The following is a 17,135-nucleotide window of genomic DNA, read 5'->3' as shown; positions in this document are numbered from 1 at the left end:
CGCGGATGACGGCACTGAAGATCCCCAGCCTGTCGGTTGAGTACGTGAAGGTGCCCGTCACCGGGCCGTCCAACCTCACCTCGCTCACGGTGCAGATGGCGATCGTCCCCGCCGGCCAAGACCCCACCAGCCCCGACTGGCAGTCCGCGCAGTGGATCGGCACAGACGCCGCCGTCCTCATCGGGCCAGCCACCGCGCTCGTGCTGGCGAAGGGCGTCACGTACGGGATCTGGGTGAAGATCACCGCCGCCCCCGAGGTCCCTGTCCTCGGACCGTACGGCCTCCACATCACCTGAGCCGATCTGCACGAAAGGAAGGCGCGCCCGATGACGCTCCGCATCTCCAACGCCGCCCGCAGCGCCCTCGCCGACGCCCTCCGAATCCTGCCCGACGCCGGGTCCGGCGCGGGAAAGATCCGGGTGTACACCGCCTCCCAGCCGGCTGGACCCGACACCGCTGTGGGCGCGCAGACGTTGCTCGCCGAGTTCACATTGGCGGACCCCTCGTTCGGTGCCGCCTCGAATGGTGTGATCACGATGGCCAGCACGCCGCGCACCACGACTGGGCTCGCAGCCGGGACGGCAGCCTGGTTCCGGATGCTCGACTCCAACAACGTGGCCATCGCCGACGGCGCAGTGAGCACGTCCGGCGCGGAACTGAATCTCAACACCACCACGATCTCGGTCGGGGTGAACGTCGAGATCACTTCCGGCACCATCACCATGCCGGCGACGTAGCCGATGGTTGCGCTGGATGAGACGAACCGGGCCAGAGCGTGGGCGCAGTGGATGCGCGACAACCCTGAAGCCTGCGGATTTACGAAAGCCGACCTACGTGCCGCGTTGGACGCGACTGACTCGTGGATCGACGGCAACAGCGCGGCATTCAACGCCGCGTTGCCGCAGCCGTTCCGCGGAGCCGCTACCCCGGCACAGAAGACGCTCCTGTTCTGCTACGTGGCGATGCGCCGCCACGGCCTGCTGAAGGCCGAGGAGGACTGATGGCGACCGTCCGGCAGCCGATCAGCCCTGAAGAGGCTCAGGTCGCAACGTCCGCGTTCCCGCAGTACATCAAGACCAACGGCACGAACTTTCCCGTCACCGGCTTGGCTTACGACGCTGCCAGCACGGAGAGCGCCTACTTCAAGCGTCGCCTCGCCGGTTACGGCAGCGGCAACATCACCCTGAACGTCACCTGGTACGCCGACACTGCTTCGTCCGGGGTTGTGCGCTGGTCCGCTGCGGTGGCGTGCATCACGCCCAACGCGGACAGCCAGGACGTAGAGACGAAGGCCTTCGCCACCTCGACAGACACCGACGACACCCACCTCGGCACGACCGGGCAGCGCGTCCACGGCCACGACATCGTCATCACCAACACCGACTCGGCCGCCGCAGGAGACCTGGTGTGGATCCGGCTGCAGCGGCTCGGAGGCCACGCCAACGACACCCTCGCAGGAGACGCGATCGTCCTGGACGCCGAACTGTCCTACAGCGACACGTAGGAGGAGGCTGCGGTGGCCGTCAGGTTCAGCGCCTCCGGACAGCACTACACCGCCACCGCGGGACTGCCCGGCAACGTGTACACATTCACCGCATGGGTGTGGTCTGCGGCGGTCGGCAGCCGGTACAGGGTCGTCTACTGGTTCCGGCAAACCAGCGGAGATCACTTCTCCGGGGTCGGCGTCCGAGACAACCCCGTCGACCTCCAGATGATGGAGGACGTCTCCTACTGGTTCTCTGGCGTCGGGCCACTCGCCGCATCAGCGCAAACCTGGTACCAGGTCGCCGCCGTCGTCAACGGAGCCAACGCCACCTTCTACCGATCAGCCGCAGGAGACCCGCTCGCCTCCGTGTCGGTGTCGAACTTCGCGCCCCCCGCAACACCCAACCAGTTGTGGCTCGGGACGGATGCTTTTGGCGGCTGGTGGGATGGCAGGATTGCCGCCGTCAAGGTGTGGGATGCAGCCCTGTCTCAAGCTGACGTGGAAGCAGAGCTCAGTCAGCAGCAGCCGAAACGCACCACCAATCTGATCCGCTGGCACCCGTTCGTCTCTGCGGAGCCGACCGACTACTCCGGTCTGGGCAACGACCTCACGGGCGGCACCGGCGCGACGACCGAGGATGGTCCGCCCATCCCGTGGGGTTCCGCCGCCCCGATGCTCCTCTTGCCCGCTGCGGGTGGAGCCCCGGCCAACGGAACCCTGTCGGCATCCCTGCCGCCGCTCTCGGCGACCATCAACGCCGCGGTCACCGTCAGCGGAACACTCGCTGGAACACTGCCCAGCCTCACAGCCGCCGCCACAGGTGCTTCCACGGCAGCGGGATCGCTCACCGCCATGCTGCCTCCGCTGACGATGGTGTCATCCGGTGCCGCCACCGCGTCGGGCGTTCTCACCTCATCGCTTCCCGCCCTCACCGCCGACGTCTCAGCCAGCGTCGAAGTCGCGGGCCAGCTCGACGCGGCACTTCCCGCGCTGACCGGCGACCTGCAAGCGTCAGCCAAGAGCACAGGGATGCTCGCCGCTGGCCTGCCCGCGCTATCGGCCGTCCTTTCTGGCGCGGCTGGGGTTTCTGGCACCGCCGGTCTCTCGCTACCGGGCTTGACCGCGAGCCTGGCCGGCGACGCCCGAGTGGCTGGGGACGCCACAGCTGTCCTACCCGCCCTATCCTGCACGCTGACCGGGCAGATCGTGACACCGCAAGGCGGACTGGCGGCCACCCTGCCATCCCTCGCCGCGGCTCTCGCCGGAACGTCCGACGGCGTCACACCCGTCGGCGTTCAAGTCTTGGTCGGCCCTCCACAGCTCGGCTGGCCTGTGGGGGTCGCCCGTTCGACCTGGCCCGTTGGGGGCCCCACGCTCTAGGGGGTGACTGTGGCAACCGTCCCGGCCAGCAGCACCGAGTACCTGCACATCCCTGTCGCGGACGGCTCGGCCAGCATCGCGGGCGAGATCGCTGTCATCGACTCTTGCGCCGAACCCGTCGAAAGCGACTGGAAAGCAGCGGCCTGGGATGCCGGCTCCTACAAGCTGCTGATCGGCCCCGGAGGGGTTCTGACGCTCACCCAAGGCACGTACACGGCGTGGATACGCCTTGAGGCCCCACCTGAGAGCGTCGTTCGCCGCAGCGGCGCCGTCCGAGTTGGCCCCTAACCCGAAGCACGCCGCGTCTACGTCCATGCCTGATCCATGCGATTCGAGGGGGATGAATGAGCGATCTCCTGGTGATCGTCCCGAGCCGCGGACGTCCTCACAACATCGCCGACCTTTACGTCGCATGGAGCGAGACCACCCACAGGGACGCCCACCCGCTGGTCGCGGTCGACGACGATGACCCGTCGCTGCCCGAATACCAGCGTGTGTGTTCGCTGACGGGCGTTGAACTGGAGGTCGGACCGAGGCTGCGCCTCACGGGCACGCTCAACAAGGTCGCCAGCGAGCGAGCCCCACACCACAAGGCGATCGCGTTCATGGGCGACGATCACCGGCCTCGCACGATCGGCTGGGACTCCCACATCATGGCGGCGCTCGACGGTCTTGGTACAGGCATCGTCTACGGCAACGACCTCTTGCAGGGCGAGAGGATGGCCACCGCCGTAGCGATGACTTCGAACATCGTGTCCACGCTCGGCTACATGGCCCCACCGCAGATGGTGCACCTCTGCCTCGACCTTTGCTGGGTGGACTGGGGTAAGGCGATCGACCGGCTCGCCTACCTGCCGGACACGGTCATCGAGCACATGCACCCAGCCGTCGGCAAAGCTCAAAGTGACCGTGGCTACGAAGAGGCCAACAGCCCCGAGCAAACAGCCGCCGACCACGCTGCCTACCAGGCGTACCGGCACGGGCCCGCGTTCGAGGCGGACGTGGAGAAGCTGAGGGCGCTGCTGTGAAAGTCCTCATCACCGGCTCGTCAGGGTTCGTCGGCCGGCACTTCGTCCACGCCTTGGACGGCCACGACCTTCACCTGGTCGACGTGGTCACGGGAACGGACGTCCGTGACTTCTTCCGGCTCAACCACACCCGGTTCGACCTCGTCATCCACCTCGCCGCAGTCGTCGGGGGCCGAGCCCAGATCGAAGGCGCTCCGCTGTCGCTTGCCGTGGACCTGGCGATCGACGCCGACATGTTCACGTGGGCGCTGAGGACCCGACCACGACGGATCGTCTACTTCTCGTCGTCGGCCGCGTACCCGATCGACCTGCAAAACGACTACGCCCGCCCCCGTGCGATGCGCGAGCAGGATCTGAAGCTGTCGGGCAACATCGGCAACCCGGACATGACGTACGGCTGGGCGAAACTCTCCGGAGAGCAGCTCGCCCACCACGCCGAGAACGAGGGCCTGCGCGTCCACGTGTTCCGGCCGTTCTCCGGCTACGGCGAAGACCAAGACCTCGCCTACCCGTTCCCGGCGTTCATCCGCCGCGCCGCCACCAGGCAGGACCCGTTCACCATCTGGGGCGACGGCAACCAGGTCCGCGACTGGATCCACATCTCGGACATCGTGGCCGCCACGCTGACCGCCATCGAGGAGGACGTGCCCGGACCGGTCAACCTGTGCACCGGCCGGGACACCTCCTTCAACGAGCTCGCCCGCCTCGTGTGCCAGCAAGCCGGGTACGAGCCGACGCTGAAGCACGTCCTGGACGCACCCCAAGGCGTCGCCTACAGGGTCGGAGACCCGGCCAAGCTGAACGCCTTCTATACGCCGAAGGTCGAGTTGGAAGAAGGCATCAGACGCGCTCTCAAGGCCGCCTGACAGCCAAGGATCCTCCAGGTAGCTCCTGGAGGTCAGAGAGCCCCGGCTTCCTCATGAGTCGGGGCTCTCGCCACACCATGAGGAGAACCGATGCACCGAGAAGAAGCGATCGTGGAGTTCTTTCGCGCACGCCTGACCGATGAAGAGCAGCACGTTGAGCGGATCAAGAGCTACGGCGGGTGCTGCGCTGGGTGCTTCTGCGGGTGCTCCGGACTGGCCGCCATAGAGGCCGTGATCGAGGCGGATCGGGCGCTGCTTGAGCGCTACGACTACTGCGTGAGGATGGGCGGATGTCCCGGCAACGAAGATCTCGACGCAGCGCTGAATGAGTACGAGATGCACACATTCCCGCTCCGCATCGCCCGCTTCTCCGACCACCCTGTCTACGCAACCCTGGCCTTGGACGGCCGCTGGATCGAAGCGAACTATGTCGCGGCGAGAGATGCGAGTGCCTGATGCGCATCCAGATCCTTCTGCCCCCACCCGTCGAAGTACCGTCGGCCAACCTGGCGAGAGCCGTACACGCCGCCTGTCACCCAAGCCCTCCACTAAACACGCAGCCAGACCCCGAGATGGACCGCGTGGCAGCCGAGCTCAAGGACGTACTCCCTGAGCTTGTCCGCTACTGGACTGGCACCCTCGATGAGGTGGTCTGAGGTGCGCATTCAGATCCTTCCTCTCCCGTCCGTCGTCAGACGAGTCCTCGGAGTGGCCCTGATCGCGCTCCCCGTCGTTGTATTCCTGAAGTCCATGGTCATCAACAGGGGCTGGGCGTACGTCATCACGGTGCTCGCCATCACAGCCCTTTCAGTCGGCTGCATCGTAGGTGGCAATTACCTTCTGGCATCTACGAAGAAGAGCCGATAGAGGAGACCTCGGGGAACGCACATGGCCTGCCTCCCCTTCACGCACAAGTGGGTCACGGTCGAACGGATCGGCAAGGTAATCCACCAGCGTTGCTCCAAGTGCGGCAACACCCGCGTACGCGTCCAGTAGCCCACCCAGGGGGTGCTCTCATGGCAGCCCCTTCCTGGCGGACCACTCCGAAGCCTCAAGGGTGGGGGGCTATCAGACAGCGCATCCTCAAACGGGACAATCACGCCTGCCAGATGCCTACCCCCCTGGGGGTGTGCGGGGCCTGGGCTAACGAGGTGGACCACATCACCCCCGCCTCGCTGGGGGGGTCTGATGAGCCGGCGAATCTCAGGTCCCTGTGTGGCCCCCACCACAAGGTGAAGAGCTCACGCGAGGGCGGCCAGGCGTCGGCAGCCAAGCGGATCCCACGCAACAGGCCGGCTGAACAACACCCCGGACTCCGCTGACCACACCACGAAACCGAGCACAGAGCGTCGCAAAGGTCTCCGATCCGCCGGGCTTTATGCCTACCCACAGTGATAACCGCAGGACGGGAGACGGCCATGGACATCGTCATCCTTCTCGCAGCCCTAGCCTTCCTCGCTGCCACCATCTGGTCAGCCATCCAGAAGGCATGGCCACTCGCACTCCTCGGCCTCGGCGCCTTCCTCCTCGTACTCCACGCGAGCGGACTCATCACCACGTGAGCCTGCACATCGTCCCGGTCGGCGACCTGATCGAGCACGCCACCACAAGCGAATGTCCGTGCAAACCGCGAGACCAGTCAGTGAAACGGGACGACGGCAGCGTCCGACGGCTCGTCGTGCATCACAGGATCGACGGCAGAGAACAGAACGAGTGACCAGCGCGCCCCGCACCACGCCGCGACCATGAGACGCAAATGCGACAAGCCGGACGAACTCCATACATGTAGGGTCAGACGGTTTCCGCAGGTCAGAGCCACAAGGTGGGGTATGCCCCCTTTGTCCGTTTCTTCCCCGCCCGGTCCGGCATAGCACCTCCGGCTCTGTACGGGTTGTCAAGCCCACCAAGCACGTCGAGTCAGATGCGGCGACATGCTGCGCCTGGCTAGCTGTTCACCCCTTCAGGTGATCGCTTTCGACCATCCAATCAAGTCCCCGACATGGGGGCTTGTCGTCGTCCCGACATGGGAGAACTGAGATGGCGCGATCCACGGGCCCTGTCCCGAAGCGCAGTTCTGAACGCCGCCGGCGCAACAAGCCGGAAGGCGTCGAAGTAATGTCCGTCCCTGTCCCCGAGCAACAGCCGGTGGTGCGCCCGCTCGCCGACGAGTCCTGGCATCAGATTGCTCGCGACTGGTACGACTCGCTGGCCGAGTCCGGGCAGGCCGTGTTCTATGAGCCGTCGGACTGGGCGACCGCGCGCTATGTGGCCGAGGCCATGTCGCGCGGGCTGCAGGCGTCGAGGTTCTCGGCGCAACTGTTCGCCGCGGTGTCGTCGGCGATGACCGAGCTCCTCACGACGGAAGGCGCTCGTCGGCGTGCCCGCCTTGAAATTGAGCGGGGCAAGCCTGGCGAGAGTGAGAAGCCGGCCGGTGTGACGGCGCTCGATGACTATCGCACCGCCCTCGGGGGCTGACGGGCTCGCGGTTGATCTCGACGCTCTTGAGCCGGTCCGGATCGGGCCGACGTGGGAGCGGGACCCTGACCATCCGAGTGGGTGGCGGCTGCCGGAGTTGACACTCGGCTGGGACATCGTGATGTGGCAGGCTGACAACCTGCAGCATTCGACGGGTCAGCCGTGGCGATACACGCCTGAGCAGTTGCGGTTCGTCTTGTGGTGGTACGCGGTGACGCCGGAGCTGCGGTGGGTGTACCGGGATGGCGTCCTGCAACGCCTCAAAGGCTGGGGCAAAGATCCGGTAGCCGCGACTCTTTCGGGTACTGAGTTTGTGGGTCCGTGCCGGCCTGACAGGTCTGGCCGCACTGTGCGGGATCCGTGGGGGAACGAGCATCCAGCCGGTGTCCCGCATCCGGAGGCGTGGGTTCAGATCGCCGCCGTGTCGAAGGATCAGACCCGGAACACGATGACCCTGTTCCCGTCGCTCTTCACAAAAGCGGCGATCAAGCGGTACTCCATCGACCTCGGCAAAGAGATCATCTACGCGCACAAGGGCGCCAAACGCATCGAGGCCGTCACGTCCTCGCCGCGGGCGCTTGAGGGCGGCCGGCCAACGTTCACACTGCGGAACGAGCCCCATCACTGGCTCTCCAACAATGAGGGCCACGAGATGGACGCGGTCATCGACCGGAACGCCGTCAAGTCCTCTGACGGCATGTCCCGGCCGCTGTCCATCACGAATGCCTACGAGCCTGGCGAAGACTCCGTCGCCGAGCGGGCCCGAGACGCCTACGAACTGATCCTGGCTGGCAAGTCGTTAGCGACCGGGATCTTGTACGACTCGCTTGAGGCGCCGCCGGAAGCGCCGCTGTCAGCAGAGGCCGCCCCGAAGGTGGTCGAGCTGATCCGTGGCGACTCCACATGGCTGGATGTGCCGCGCATCGTGCAGGCCATCCTCGACCCGCGTAACCCTCCTAGCAGGTCGAGGCGGTTCTGGTACAACCAGATCGTCGCAGCGGAGGACGCGTGGATCGCGCCCTACCAGTGGGATGCGCTGGCCAAAGCGGACCGGCTCGTCGAGGACGGCGAAGTCGTCACGATGTTCTTCGACGGCTCCAAGTCGGACGACGCCACAGTCCTGGTGGGGTGTTGCGTCTCTGACGGGCACGTGTTCCTCATCGACCACTGGCAGCGTCCTGCCGGGCTGGACTCGAAACTGCCGTGGGTGGTGCCTCGCGAGCAGGTGGACGCCGCTGTGGATCGGGCGTTCGACCGATGGCGGGTGTGCGCGTTCTCTGCGGACCCCGGGTCTGGCGAGGACGAGTCGGGGGAGCGGTTCTGGGACGGCTTCATCGACGGATGGGGCATCCGCCACGGCGACGCCCTGGTCATCAAGGCCACGGTGACGGCCGGTAGTCATCACCCGGTGATGTGGGACATGCGTGCCACGGTCCGGCAGCAGGAGTTCACCGAAGCCACGGAACGCTGCTTCTCCGACATCACTAGCACGCTCACGCTGACCCATGACGGCAACCGGGTTCTTCGTCAGCATGCCGTGAACGCGCGCCGCCGGCCGAACCGGTGGGGTGTCGCGATCGGCAAGGAGCACCGCGAATCCCCCCGGAAGATCGACGCCGTGGTGGGTGTGATCGGCGCCCGGATGATCCGCAGAAAGCTGCTGGCGTCGCCGGAGTGGAAGAAGCAGGCAACCAAGAAGCCGCGGACGGGCCGCGTTTACGGATTCGCTTAGGAGATCTGGTGGCGCTCACGCAGGAACAGGCTGAAGCCACCGTCCGGACGCTCCTTGAACTGCGTAGGCCGGAGCAGGACCGTCTGCAGTGGATCGCCGCCTACGTGCGGGGCGATCACAGCAGCGTGTACGTGCCGCGTAGCGCGCGGGATGAGTACAAGTGGCTGCTGCAGCGAGCCAAGGTCAACATGTTGCGGCTGGTCGTGACGGTCGTCGCGCAGAACCTGTACGTGGACGGCTACCGGGCTACCGGGGTCGACGAGAACGCGGACCCGTGGAAGATCTGGCAGGCGAATCGGATGGACGCCCGCCAGCACGGGATTCACCGGGCGGCGCTGAAGTACGGGATCTCGTATGCGACGGTGCTGCCCGGCGAGCCGGTCCCTGTGATCACTCCGATGTCGCCGCGGCGTATGACGGCGTTCTACAGCGACCCGGTCAACGACGAGTGGCCACTGTTCGCGGTCGAGGTGACCAGCGAGAAGGCCAAGGGCGACGACGGGCGGCTGGTGACGCGGAAACTCGTCCGGCTGTACGACGAGCAGAGCACCTACCGGTTCGTGAGTGACGCTGAAGGGCGCCGCCTTGAGGCGGGCAGGGTCGACGACCACGAGATGGGCGTCTGCCCGGTGGTGCGTTACCTCAACGAGGTCGACCTGGATGAGGACGAGGCTGTTGCGGGTGAGGTCGAGCCGTTGATCCATCTCCAGGATCAGATCAACTCGACCACGTTCAACCTGCTGATGGCGCAGCAGTACGCGGCTTTCAGGCAACGCTGGGTGACCGGCATGGCGCCGGAGCTGGACTCCGAGGGCCGCCCGATCGAGCCGTTCCGGGCGGGCGTGGACAGGCTGTTCATGGCCGTGGACTCGGACACTAAGTTCGGCGAGTTCGGCGAGACCTCTCTTGAGGGCTATCTGAAGTCCCGCGAGGAGTCGATCCGTGAAATGGCGACCATTTCGCAGACGCCGCCCTACTACCTGCTCGGTCAGATGGCCAACCTGTCCGCCGAGTCGCTGGTGGCGGCCCGAGACGGCCTCGACCGCAAGGTGGAGGAACGCAAGAGCTCGTTCGGCGAGTCTCACGAGCAGATACTGCGGCTGGCGGGCCTGGCGAGCGGCAACAAGGACGCCTGGCAGGACGAAGCGGCGCAGGTCGTGTGGCGCGACACCTCCAGCCGGGCGCTCGCCGCCACCGTGGATGCGCTCGGCAAGCTGTCGCAGATGCTCGGGGTGCCGCAGCAGGAGCTGTGGGAGAAGATCCCGGGCGTCACTCAGACGGACGTAGCCAGGTGGAAGATCACCGCTGGGCAGGCGGACGCGTTCGCTCAACTGAACCAGATGCTCGAACGGCAGATGGACCCCGCCGACGCTCGCGAGCCGGAGTTGGCGGATGGCCAGCCCGCAGGCTGAGCGCCTCGCCGAGCAGCACCGCGTCCAGCAGGTCACGCTCCGCGCTGGCGTGAGCCGCGACGTGGTTGCTCTGCTGCGGGACCTGTTCGACGTCGACAACGCTGACCGCACCTGGCCGGCCATCCGGTCGATGCTTGCGGCCATGGCCCAGCAGCAACACGGCACGTCGGCCACGTTGGCGAACACCTACTACGGGCAGGCCCGCATCGAGGCTGGCGCGGACGGCTCGTTCCTTCCGATCACCCCGGCTGCTCTGGCCGAGGAACTGCTGAAAGTCGTGCTGGACGCGACCGGGATCGCCGCGTTCAAGCGGGCCATCTCCCTCGGTAAAACCCCTGCGGAGGCGCTGCAGATCGCTGGCGTCACCCTGTCCGGGGCGGTGTCGAGGCTGGTCTTGTCCGGCGGCCGGGACGCGATCCTCGGCAACGTGCGCGAGGACCGGCAGGCGGTCGGCTGGGCGCGGTTGACGGACGCCCACCCGTGCGCCTTCTGCGCGATGCTCGCCTCACGCGGGCCGGTCTACCGGTCCAAGCAGACGGCCAAATTCGAGGCCCACGACCACTGCGCGTGCATGCCTGTCGCCGCCTGGTCCCGAGATGAGGCGTGGCTGCAGCACAGCCGCGACCTGTACGAGCAGTGGCAGGACGTCACTCAAGGGCACAGCGGCGCGGATGCCCGCCGAGTCTGGCGCCGCCACTGGGACGACCGCGCAACCTGATCTTCCTTTCCGGGCTGGAGCCGACATGGCGTCCGGCCCTCACGCATGCCCCCAACCCCTGCCGACATGGCGGGCTGTCCCGACATGGGAGTTACCGAATGTCCGAAGCGACACCAGAAACCGACGTCGAGCAGCTGCTTGCCGAGGTCGGTTCCACGCCGGACCCGTCCACGTCCGATCCTCAGGCGCAGGAGCCCGACACGGGCGCCGCGTCGAAGGACTGGCAGGCCGAGGCCGCCAAATGGAAAAACCTGGCCAGAAAGCACGAGACCACGGCCAAGACCAACGCCGACGCTGCGAAGCGCCTCACCGAGATCGAGGACGCGCAGAAGAGCGAACAGCAGCGCCTCCAGGACCGTGCCACGGCCGCCGAGCAGCGGGCCCTCCAGCTTCAGTCGGCCAACGCCCGGCTGCTGGCCGCCACAACGCACGGCATCCCGGCGGACCTGATCGACCTGCTCGGCGACGGCGACGAGGAACTGATCAACGAGCGGGCTCGCCTGCTCGCGGAGAAGCTCGCCAGCGCAGTGCCAGCGCCAGTTCCAGCGAACCCATCGTCGACGCGGCCTGTGGAGTCGCTCAAGCCCGGCGCCGCACCGGCGGCGAACGAGCCAAATCCGGACGCATGGATCCGGCGTCTGGCGGGCCGCTAACCACCCATCTCGCAGCAACCGGATTCCTTGCACGGGGCCCGGGGCCGCTGCACACCTGAAAGTGAGGTTGCCCCGTGCCCTACAACTCCATCATTTCCAGGGACTCCAGCAACGACCCGCTGGTCCCGACGCCGGTGTCGGCGCAGATCATCCAGGAGATGCCGACGCGCTCGGTGATGCTGCAGCGCGCCCGGCAGGTCCGCATGTCCACCAAGACGCAGCGGCAGCCGGTCCTCGACGTCCTGCCGACGGCCTACTTCGTCAACGGCGACACCGGGCTCAAGCAGACCAGCGCCCAGGACTGGAAGAACGTCGAGCTCGTGGTGGAAGAGCTGGCCGTGATCGTGCCGATCCCGGAGGCGTACCTGGACGACGCCCAGGTGCCGATCTGGGATGAGGTCCGGCCGCGCATCGTGGAGGCGTTCGGCGTCGCGATCGACGCCGCCACGCTGTTCGGCGTGTCGAAGCCGTCCACCTGGGGCAACCCGATCTACCAGTCCGCTGTTGCTGCGGGCAATGTCGTCACCGCGACCACCGACCTGGCGCTGAACGTCTCGCAACTCGGCGAGATGCTGGCCAAGGACGGCTTCCCGGTGGATGCGTTCGCTTCCCGTCCTGGCCTGAACTGGAAGCTGGTCGGTCAGCGTAATGCCGATGGTCTGCCGATCTACCAGCCGGACCTGCAGGGCCGTCCTGGCGGAACCCTGTACGGCTACCCGCTGAACGAGGTCGCCAACGGCGCCTGGAACGCCACCGAGGCGGAGCTGATTGCGGGCGACTGGTCGAAGGCCATCATCGGTCTGCGCCAGGACATCACGTTCAAGATGTTCACCGAGGGAGTCATCACCGACAACACTGGCGCCGTCCAGCTCAACCTCATGCAGCAGGACGCCGTCGCGTTGAGGGCCGTGATGCGGCTGGCTTACGCCACCGCAAACCCGATCACCGCGCTCAACGCCAACTCGGCGACTCGCTACCCGTTCGGCGTGCTCCGCGCCGCTTCGTACACCTACTCCTGATCCCGCGCGCCCCGCCGGGGAGAGCCCTGGCGGGGCATCTTGGAGGCCCTCGTGCGTGTCCTGGCCATGCTTCACCTGTATCCGCCGACCGGGAACGCCGGCGCCGAGTGGGCGGTGCACACGCTGCTCGCCGCGCTCGTCCATGCGGGCCACGAGGTGGACGTGCTGCTCATCGAAGAGTCCGCGATCGGTGAGCCGTACACGCTGGACGGGGTGCGAGTGCACCCCAGGCGCGGCAAGGGCGACCCGTTCGAGTGGCTGCTGTCCGACCATCCGCCGCACGTGATCGTCACCCATCTGATGAACACGCCGCGGGCGACGGTGCTCGGCGAGATGTACAACATCCCGGTCGTGCACGTGCTCCACAACGACCACGACAACGAACGCTCCTGGCTGCAGCGAGGCCCGGCGCTGGTCGTCTACAACTCCGACTGGGTGCGGGAAAGCTGTCTGTCCTGGTGGGACGACACCCGGTTGGGGCCGCCACCGAACGGTGTCGTGGTGCGCCCGCCGGTGATCCCCTCGCACTACGAAACAACCCCTGGTGACCGCGTCACGCTGATCAACATGTGCGCCAAGAAGGGCTCCGACCTGTTCTGGGAGGTCGCCCGGCGCATGCCGGACGTCCGATTCCTCGCCGTCAAGGGCGCCTACGGTCAGCAGATCATCGAGGACCTGCCCAACGTCGACGTTCAGGCGTGCGTCCCCGGCGACCAGATGCGGGACACGGTGTACGCCCGAACCAAGATCCTGCTGGTCCCGTCCGAGTACGAATCGTGGGGGCGCGTCGCGGTCGAAGCCATGGTGTCCGGCATCCCGGTCATCGCACACCCCACGCCCGGCCTGCAGGAGTCGCTCGGCAACGCTGGGCTGTTCGCGGACCGGGACAACCCGGACGCGTGGGTGACGGAAATCCGCCGGCTCCGCAAGCTCCCTGTGTGGAAGGCCGCCTCCAAGCGGGCCAAGGTCCGCGCCGCCGAGCTCGACCCAACCCCTGACCTTCAGACGTGGGTGGAAGCTGTCGAGGCGACCGCCCGCGTGATTGCGTGAGGAGGCAACCGTGACCGCTCTGGCGTGCGTCTCCGACGTGGAAACCCGTCTCGGGCGGACCTTCACAGGAGACGAAGCCGGGCGGGTAGCGGTCCTGCTCAACGATGCGTCCGCCCTGATCCAGTCCTACACGCGGCAGAGCTTCAGCCCTCCCACGTCGGACACAATCCTGCTGCGCGAGTCCGCCGGCGTGGTGCGACTGCCGAAACGGCCCGTCACCGCGGTCACGTCCGTCGTCCTGGTAGGCATCAACGGCATCCCCGACATCACCGTGGTCGGATGGGGCTGGGACGGCCTGGACGTGGTCGACGTGTCTGGCTGGGACAGCGTCATGGTCAATCTCCCCGAAGCAGTGCAAGACCGGTCCTGGCTGCCCGCCACGTACCGGGTCACCTACACGCACGGCTACACCGCGGTTCCCGCCGGCATCGTGGCGCTGGTGTGCGCCATGGTGGGCCGCACCATGGCCGCACCGTCCGCAGTGTCCGGGGTGACGTCGGAAACGATCGGCTCCTACTCATACCGGACCGCCGAGCCGGGCATGGGCGTCACCGTGGCCCTGACCGCCGCCGACAAGGCGTTCCTGGACGACGCGGGGTACCGGCCCAAAGCGGCCACAACGCAGGTACGGCTCCGATGATCCCGCCCAGATTGCTGCCGCTCACCGTCACCAAGGTGCGGCCGGCGCAGACCACGGACCGGTACGGCAGCCCCGTCTACGACTACGGGGCCGCAGCCTCCCGCACGTCCATCGCGGCGTGGATCGACCAAGACTCAGCCTCCGAGGACACCCCGAACGGGCGTGACCTGATCATCGGCGGCTGGAAGCTCATCACCAACCACACCGACCTCGACCCGCTCGACCGCATCGAATGGGCCGACAGCGTCTACGAACTCGACGGCCCCGCCTGGCCCGTCTACACCCCGGCCGGGCTTCACCACCTGGAAGCCAAGCTGCGCAGAGTGGAGGGCTGATGGCGAACGTCCGCGTGATTCTCAACCGCTCCGGCATGCGGGAGATGCTCCGCTCCAAGGAAGTGGAGCGAGACCTGCTGCGCCGCGGCAAGCAGGTCGCCGCCACCGCCGAGGCGATCGGCCATCCGCCGCACGAGGGCGACGTCGACTACTACGCCGTAGCATCCAGGGGCTCGACGAGAGCGCGGTGCGTCATCGTCGCCGACCACCCTGGCGCTCTCGGCCAGGAGCAGGAGTACCGCACGCTCGGCACGGCGATCGACGCCGCGAGGCTCTAATGATCTCCTATCCGGACGCCGAAGACCTGCTCATCGGCTACCTGCAGCCGATCGTCGGCGTGCCCGTCAGCATCCGCGTGCCCCGCGAGCGCCCCGCGGCCTGGCTGCAGGTCCGGCGCAGCGGCGGCGTTGACGACGTTGTCCGCGACAAGCCCCGCCTGGACGTGTTCGCGTGGGCGCACGACGACGGAGCCACCCGCGACTTGCTGACGACAGCCCGATCCGCCATCCACGCCCTCGCTGGCACGACCCTGCTCGGGCCCGCCTGCTACGGCGTGGAGGAGTTCCTCGGCCCGACCCGGGCTGACGACCGCGAAACCGGCACACCACGCATGTGGATGACCGTGCAGCTCAGCCTGCGCACCAGCTAGACCCGCGCATCCATCCCCTGATCCGGCCATCCGCGCCGGTGTTTCTGCTGCTCACCGAAGGGTTGATCATGACGCTTGACGCACAGAAGGTGCGCGTTGCCGTCACAGGCGCGGTTTACGCTGGCCCGACCTCCTCCACCGCTCCCACGTCGGCCGTCTCGACCGTCCCGGCCGGGTACAACGACCTCGGCTACATCTCCGAAGACGGTGTCACTGAGGCTTATGACGAGGATGTCCAGGACATTCAGGCGTGGCAGGGCGGCGCGATCGTCCGCACGCTGATCTCTTCATCGAAGGCGTCGCTGTCCTTCACGATGATCGAGTCGAAGGCCAGCACCCTGGAGCTGTACCACAAGGGCTCCACAATGGAGGCCGTCAGCGGTGGCTACAAGATCGACGTGAAGCTGCCAAACGTCGTCCGCAAGAAGTTCATCCTCGATGTCCTGGATGGCTCCACGCATCTGCGTATCTACGTGCCGGACGGCGAGGTTACCGAACGCGGCGAGATCACCTACGTCAACGACGAGACCATCTCGTACAACGTGACGATCACCTGCTACCCGGTCAACGACGTCGTGCTGACCAAGTTCAGCGACGACGCCTACTGGGGCTACAGCTAGCCCCCGTCTTTCTAGAGCCCCGGGGTGGGCGCGAATCGCGCGGGTCCGCGCCCACCCCGGTATCACCCATGCACCCGCGCGCCATCACGAAGGACCCGCGCTATGGAAGCACCTCGCGGTGCCGTCATCGAGATCGTCGAGAAGCGGCACAGCAAATCATCACCGCCCGGCGGGGACGTCATCATCCCCAACGAGATCCGCATCAACGGACAGCCGGTGTTGGCGCCGAAGGATCACCCGGTAAAAGTCCACGAAATCGCAATCCAGGGCGACGATGTCGTGCTCGTCACGCTGACGCTGTTCGCGCGTCGAGTCCTCATCGCCCCTGAAGAGCCTGAGGAGACCCGCGCATGACCACGAGAACCCCCCGCGCTGTCAAGGCGACGAAGCCGACCACGGCGTTCGACCTGGATGCCGTCGAAGCCGAGGCGGCAGGCGAACGGTTCGAGTTCATCTTCGGCGGACGTACCTACAGCCTCCCGCACCTGCACGACATCGACCGGAGCCTGCTCAACGCCGCCGACCAGGGCGACGTGGCAGCCATGATCGAGGCGTTTCGGTCGGGCCTGGGCGACGACTACGAAGAGTTCAACCGTGCGCCGATGAAGCTGCGCTCCCTCAACGCCTTGTTCGCCGCGTGGACGGAGCACTCCGGCCTGAAGCCGGGGGAATAGCAGGCCTCCACGCGCTCCTAGCAGAGCACGGGGAGGCGATCGAGTGGGATCTGTCCCACTATCACCATCGCGAACTCGGAGAGCTGTTCACCGGCACGCTGACGTGGCGCAAACTCCGCAGCTTCCTGTCCCACCTGCCGCGAGAGTCGGCGCTGGCCCGGAAGTTGCTCGGCGAGGACGCTCCGTGGGGCCTGAATGAGCAGCTCCTGGCGATGACCATCGACGTGCTGCGGCAAGGCAACTGGCAGCGCGGCGGCGGCAAGGGCGCCAAACCCAAGCCCCTGCCGAGGCCTGGCGCGCCCAGGGGTTCGGAGACGCGGCACGGACGCACCGACCGCGACCCCGATCAGGTCATCGCCTATCTGGACCGGTTCCGACCGCAATCCGCCTGACTCAAC

26 protein-coding genes are annotated in these 17,135 nt (G+C 66.8%); all 26 read left to right on the top strand.

Features of this window, described 5'->3' with window-relative positions; translation table 11 throughout:
* Nucleotides 1-5: 5 nt before the first annotated feature.
* The 26 genes from ACGFNP_RS25335 to ACGFNP_RS25210 all read left to right on the top strand — a co-directional run bounded on the left by ACGFNP_RS25335 (nt 6) and on the right by ACGFNP_RS25210 (nt 17,129).
* A complete protein-coding gene (locus ACGFNP_RS25335; RefSeq protein ID WP_393322737.1) occupies nt 6-296 on the top strand; it encodes a hypothetical protein in 291 nt (96 codons plus the stop codon).
* A gap of 30 nt (nt 297-326) precedes the next feature.
* Nucleotides 327-737: a hypothetical protein gene (locus tag ACGFNP_RS25330; protein WP_393322734.1), complete on the top strand. Its 411-nt coding sequence runs from the start codon at nt 327-329 to the stop codon at nt 735-737.
* 105 nt (nt 738-842) lie between these two features.
* On the top strand, nt 843-1,001 hold the full coding sequence (locus ACGFNP_RS25325; protein ID WP_393322731.1) for a hypothetical protein: 159 nt from the start codon (nt 843-845) through the stop codon (nt 999-1,001).
* Nucleotides 1,001-1,504 carry a hypothetical protein gene (locus ACGFNP_RS25320; RefSeq protein ID WP_393322728.1) on the top strand — a complete coding sequence of 168 codons (504 nt, stop codon included), beginning with the start codon at nt 1,001-1,003 and terminating at the stop codon, nt 1,502-1,504. The genes ACGFNP_RS25325 and ACGFNP_RS25320 overlap by 1 nt, the downstream gene beginning before the upstream one ends.
* A gap of 12 nt (nt 1,505-1,516) precedes the next feature.
* Complete coding sequence (locus ACGFNP_RS25315) at nt 1,517-2,866, top strand: LamG domain-containing protein (protein WP_393322725.1); 1,350 nt, start codon at nt 1,517-1,519, stop codon at nt 2,864-2,866.
* A gap of 3 nt (nt 2,867-2,869) precedes the next feature.
* Entirely contained in the window at nt 2,870-3,154 is a 285-nt protein-coding gene (locus ACGFNP_RS25310) for a hypothetical protein (protein ID WP_393322722.1), read from the top strand.
* Nucleotides 3,155-3,210: 56 nt separating this feature from the next.
* Complete coding sequence (locus ACGFNP_RS25305) at nt 3,211-3,894, top strand: hypothetical protein (protein WP_393322719.1); 684 nt, start codon at nt 3,211-3,213, stop codon at nt 3,892-3,894.
* Nucleotides 3,891-4,760 (top strand): NAD-dependent epimerase/dehydratase family protein, encoded by an 870-nt coding sequence (locus tag ACGFNP_RS25300; RefSeq protein WP_393322716.1) that lies wholly within the window; start codon nt 3,891-3,893, stop codon nt 4,758-4,760. The genes ACGFNP_RS25305 and ACGFNP_RS25300 overlap by 4 nt, the downstream gene beginning before the upstream one ends.
* A gap of 90 nt (nt 4,761-4,850) precedes the next feature.
* A complete protein-coding gene (locus ACGFNP_RS25295) occupies nt 4,851-5,216 on the top strand; it encodes a hypothetical protein (protein WP_393322713.1) in 366 nt (121 codons plus the stop codon).
* 560 nt (nt 5,217-5,776) lie between these two features.
* A complete protein-coding gene (locus ACGFNP_RS25290) occupies nt 5,777-6,082 on the top strand; it encodes an HNH endonuclease (RefSeq protein WP_393322710.1) in 306 nt (101 codons plus the stop codon).
* Between the two features lie 96 nt (nt 6,083-6,178).
* A complete protein-coding gene (locus ACGFNP_RS25285; protein ID WP_393322707.1) occupies nt 6,179-6,322 on the top strand; it encodes a hypothetical protein in 144 nt (47 codons plus the stop codon).
* Between the two features lie 475 nt (nt 6,323-6,797).
* Nucleotides 6,798-7,235 (top strand): hypothetical protein, encoded by a 438-nt coding sequence (locus ACGFNP_RS25280; RefSeq protein ID WP_393322704.1) that lies wholly within the window; start codon nt 6,798-6,800, stop codon nt 7,233-7,235.
* A 97-nt stretch (nt 7,236-7,332) separates the two neighbouring features.
* Entirely contained in the window at nt 7,333-8,967 is a 1,635-nt protein-coding gene (locus ACGFNP_RS25275) for a hypothetical protein (protein ID WP_393322701.1), read from the top strand.
* A gap of 8 nt (nt 8,968-8,975) precedes the next feature.
* Complete coding sequence (locus tag ACGFNP_RS25270; protein ID WP_393322698.1) at nt 8,976-10,379, top strand: phage portal protein; 1,404 nt, start codon at nt 8,976-8,978, stop codon at nt 10,377-10,379.
* Nucleotides 10,360-11,097: a hypothetical protein gene (locus tag ACGFNP_RS25265; RefSeq protein WP_393322695.1), complete on the top strand. Its 738-nt coding sequence runs from the start codon at nt 10,360-10,362 to the stop codon at nt 11,095-11,097. Before ACGFNP_RS25270 ends, ACGFNP_RS25265 begins: the two co-directional genes overlap by 20 nt.
* A gap of 98 nt (nt 11,098-11,195) precedes the next feature.
* The gene (locus tag ACGFNP_RS25260) at nt 11,196-11,750 is read left to right on the top strand and encodes a DUF4355 domain-containing protein (RefSeq protein WP_393322692.1); all 555 of its coding nucleotides are present in this window, start codon (nt 11,196-11,198) and stop codon (nt 11,748-11,750) included.
* A 74-nt stretch (nt 11,751-11,824) separates the two neighbouring features.
* On the top strand, nt 11,825-12,769 hold the full coding sequence (locus ACGFNP_RS25255) for a phage major capsid protein (RefSeq protein ID WP_393322689.1): 945 nt from the start codon (nt 11,825-11,827) through the stop codon (nt 12,767-12,769).
* Between the two features lie 51 nt (nt 12,770-12,820).
* A complete protein-coding gene (locus tag ACGFNP_RS25250) occupies nt 12,821-13,819 on the top strand; it encodes a glycosyltransferase family 4 protein (protein WP_393322686.1) in 999 nt (332 codons plus the stop codon).
* 10 nt (nt 13,820-13,829) lie between these two features.
* Nucleotides 13,830-14,459 (top strand): hypothetical protein, encoded by a 630-nt coding sequence (locus ACGFNP_RS25245; RefSeq protein WP_393322683.1) that lies wholly within the window; start codon nt 13,830-13,832, stop codon nt 14,457-14,459.
* Nucleotides 14,456-14,794, top strand: coding sequence for a hypothetical protein (locus ACGFNP_RS25240; protein WP_393322680.1), 339 nt, complete (start codon nt 14,456-14,458; stop codon nt 14,792-14,794). The genes ACGFNP_RS25245 and ACGFNP_RS25240 overlap by 4 nt, the downstream gene beginning before the upstream one ends.
* Nucleotides 14,794-15,072, top strand: a complete 279-nt coding sequence (locus ACGFNP_RS25235) for a hypothetical protein (protein ID WP_393322677.1) — start codon at nt 14,794-14,796, stop codon at nt 15,070-15,072. Before ACGFNP_RS25240 ends, ACGFNP_RS25235 begins: the two co-directional genes overlap by 1 nt.
* Nucleotides 15,072-15,443, top strand: coding sequence for a hypothetical protein (locus tag ACGFNP_RS25230; RefSeq protein WP_393322674.1), 372 nt, complete (start codon nt 15,072-15,074; stop codon nt 15,441-15,443). The genes ACGFNP_RS25235 and ACGFNP_RS25230 overlap by 1 nt, the downstream gene beginning before the upstream one ends.
* Nucleotides 15,407-16,063, top strand: coding sequence for a hypothetical protein (locus ACGFNP_RS25225; RefSeq protein WP_393322671.1), 657 nt, complete (start codon nt 15,407-15,409; stop codon nt 16,061-16,063). Before ACGFNP_RS25230 ends, ACGFNP_RS25225 begins: the two co-directional genes overlap by 37 nt.
* A gap of 102 nt (nt 16,064-16,165) precedes the next feature.
* Entirely contained in the window at nt 16,166-16,417 is a 252-nt protein-coding gene (locus ACGFNP_RS25220; RefSeq protein ID WP_393322668.1) for a hypothetical protein, read from the top strand.
* Nucleotides 16,414-16,737 carry a hypothetical protein gene (locus ACGFNP_RS25215; protein ID WP_393322665.1) on the top strand — a complete coding sequence of 108 codons (324 nt, stop codon included), beginning with the start codon at nt 16,414-16,416 and terminating at the stop codon, nt 16,735-16,737. Before ACGFNP_RS25220 ends, ACGFNP_RS25215 begins: the two co-directional genes overlap by 4 nt.
* Nucleotides 16,701-17,129 (top strand): hypothetical protein, encoded by a 429-nt coding sequence (locus ACGFNP_RS25210; protein ID WP_393322662.1) that lies wholly within the window; start codon nt 16,701-16,703, stop codon nt 17,127-17,129. Before ACGFNP_RS25215 ends, ACGFNP_RS25210 begins: the two co-directional genes overlap by 37 nt.
* Nucleotides 17,130-17,135 lie beyond the last annotated feature (6 nt).

The organism is Nonomuraea sp. NPDC049269 (assembly GCF_043197155.1).
Lineage (GTDB): Bacteria > Actinomycetota > Actinomycetes > Streptosporangiales > Streptosporangiaceae > Nonomuraea.
Note: the sequence above shows the minus strand (reverse complement) of the source record. Positions and strands in the feature narration are given on the sequence as shown.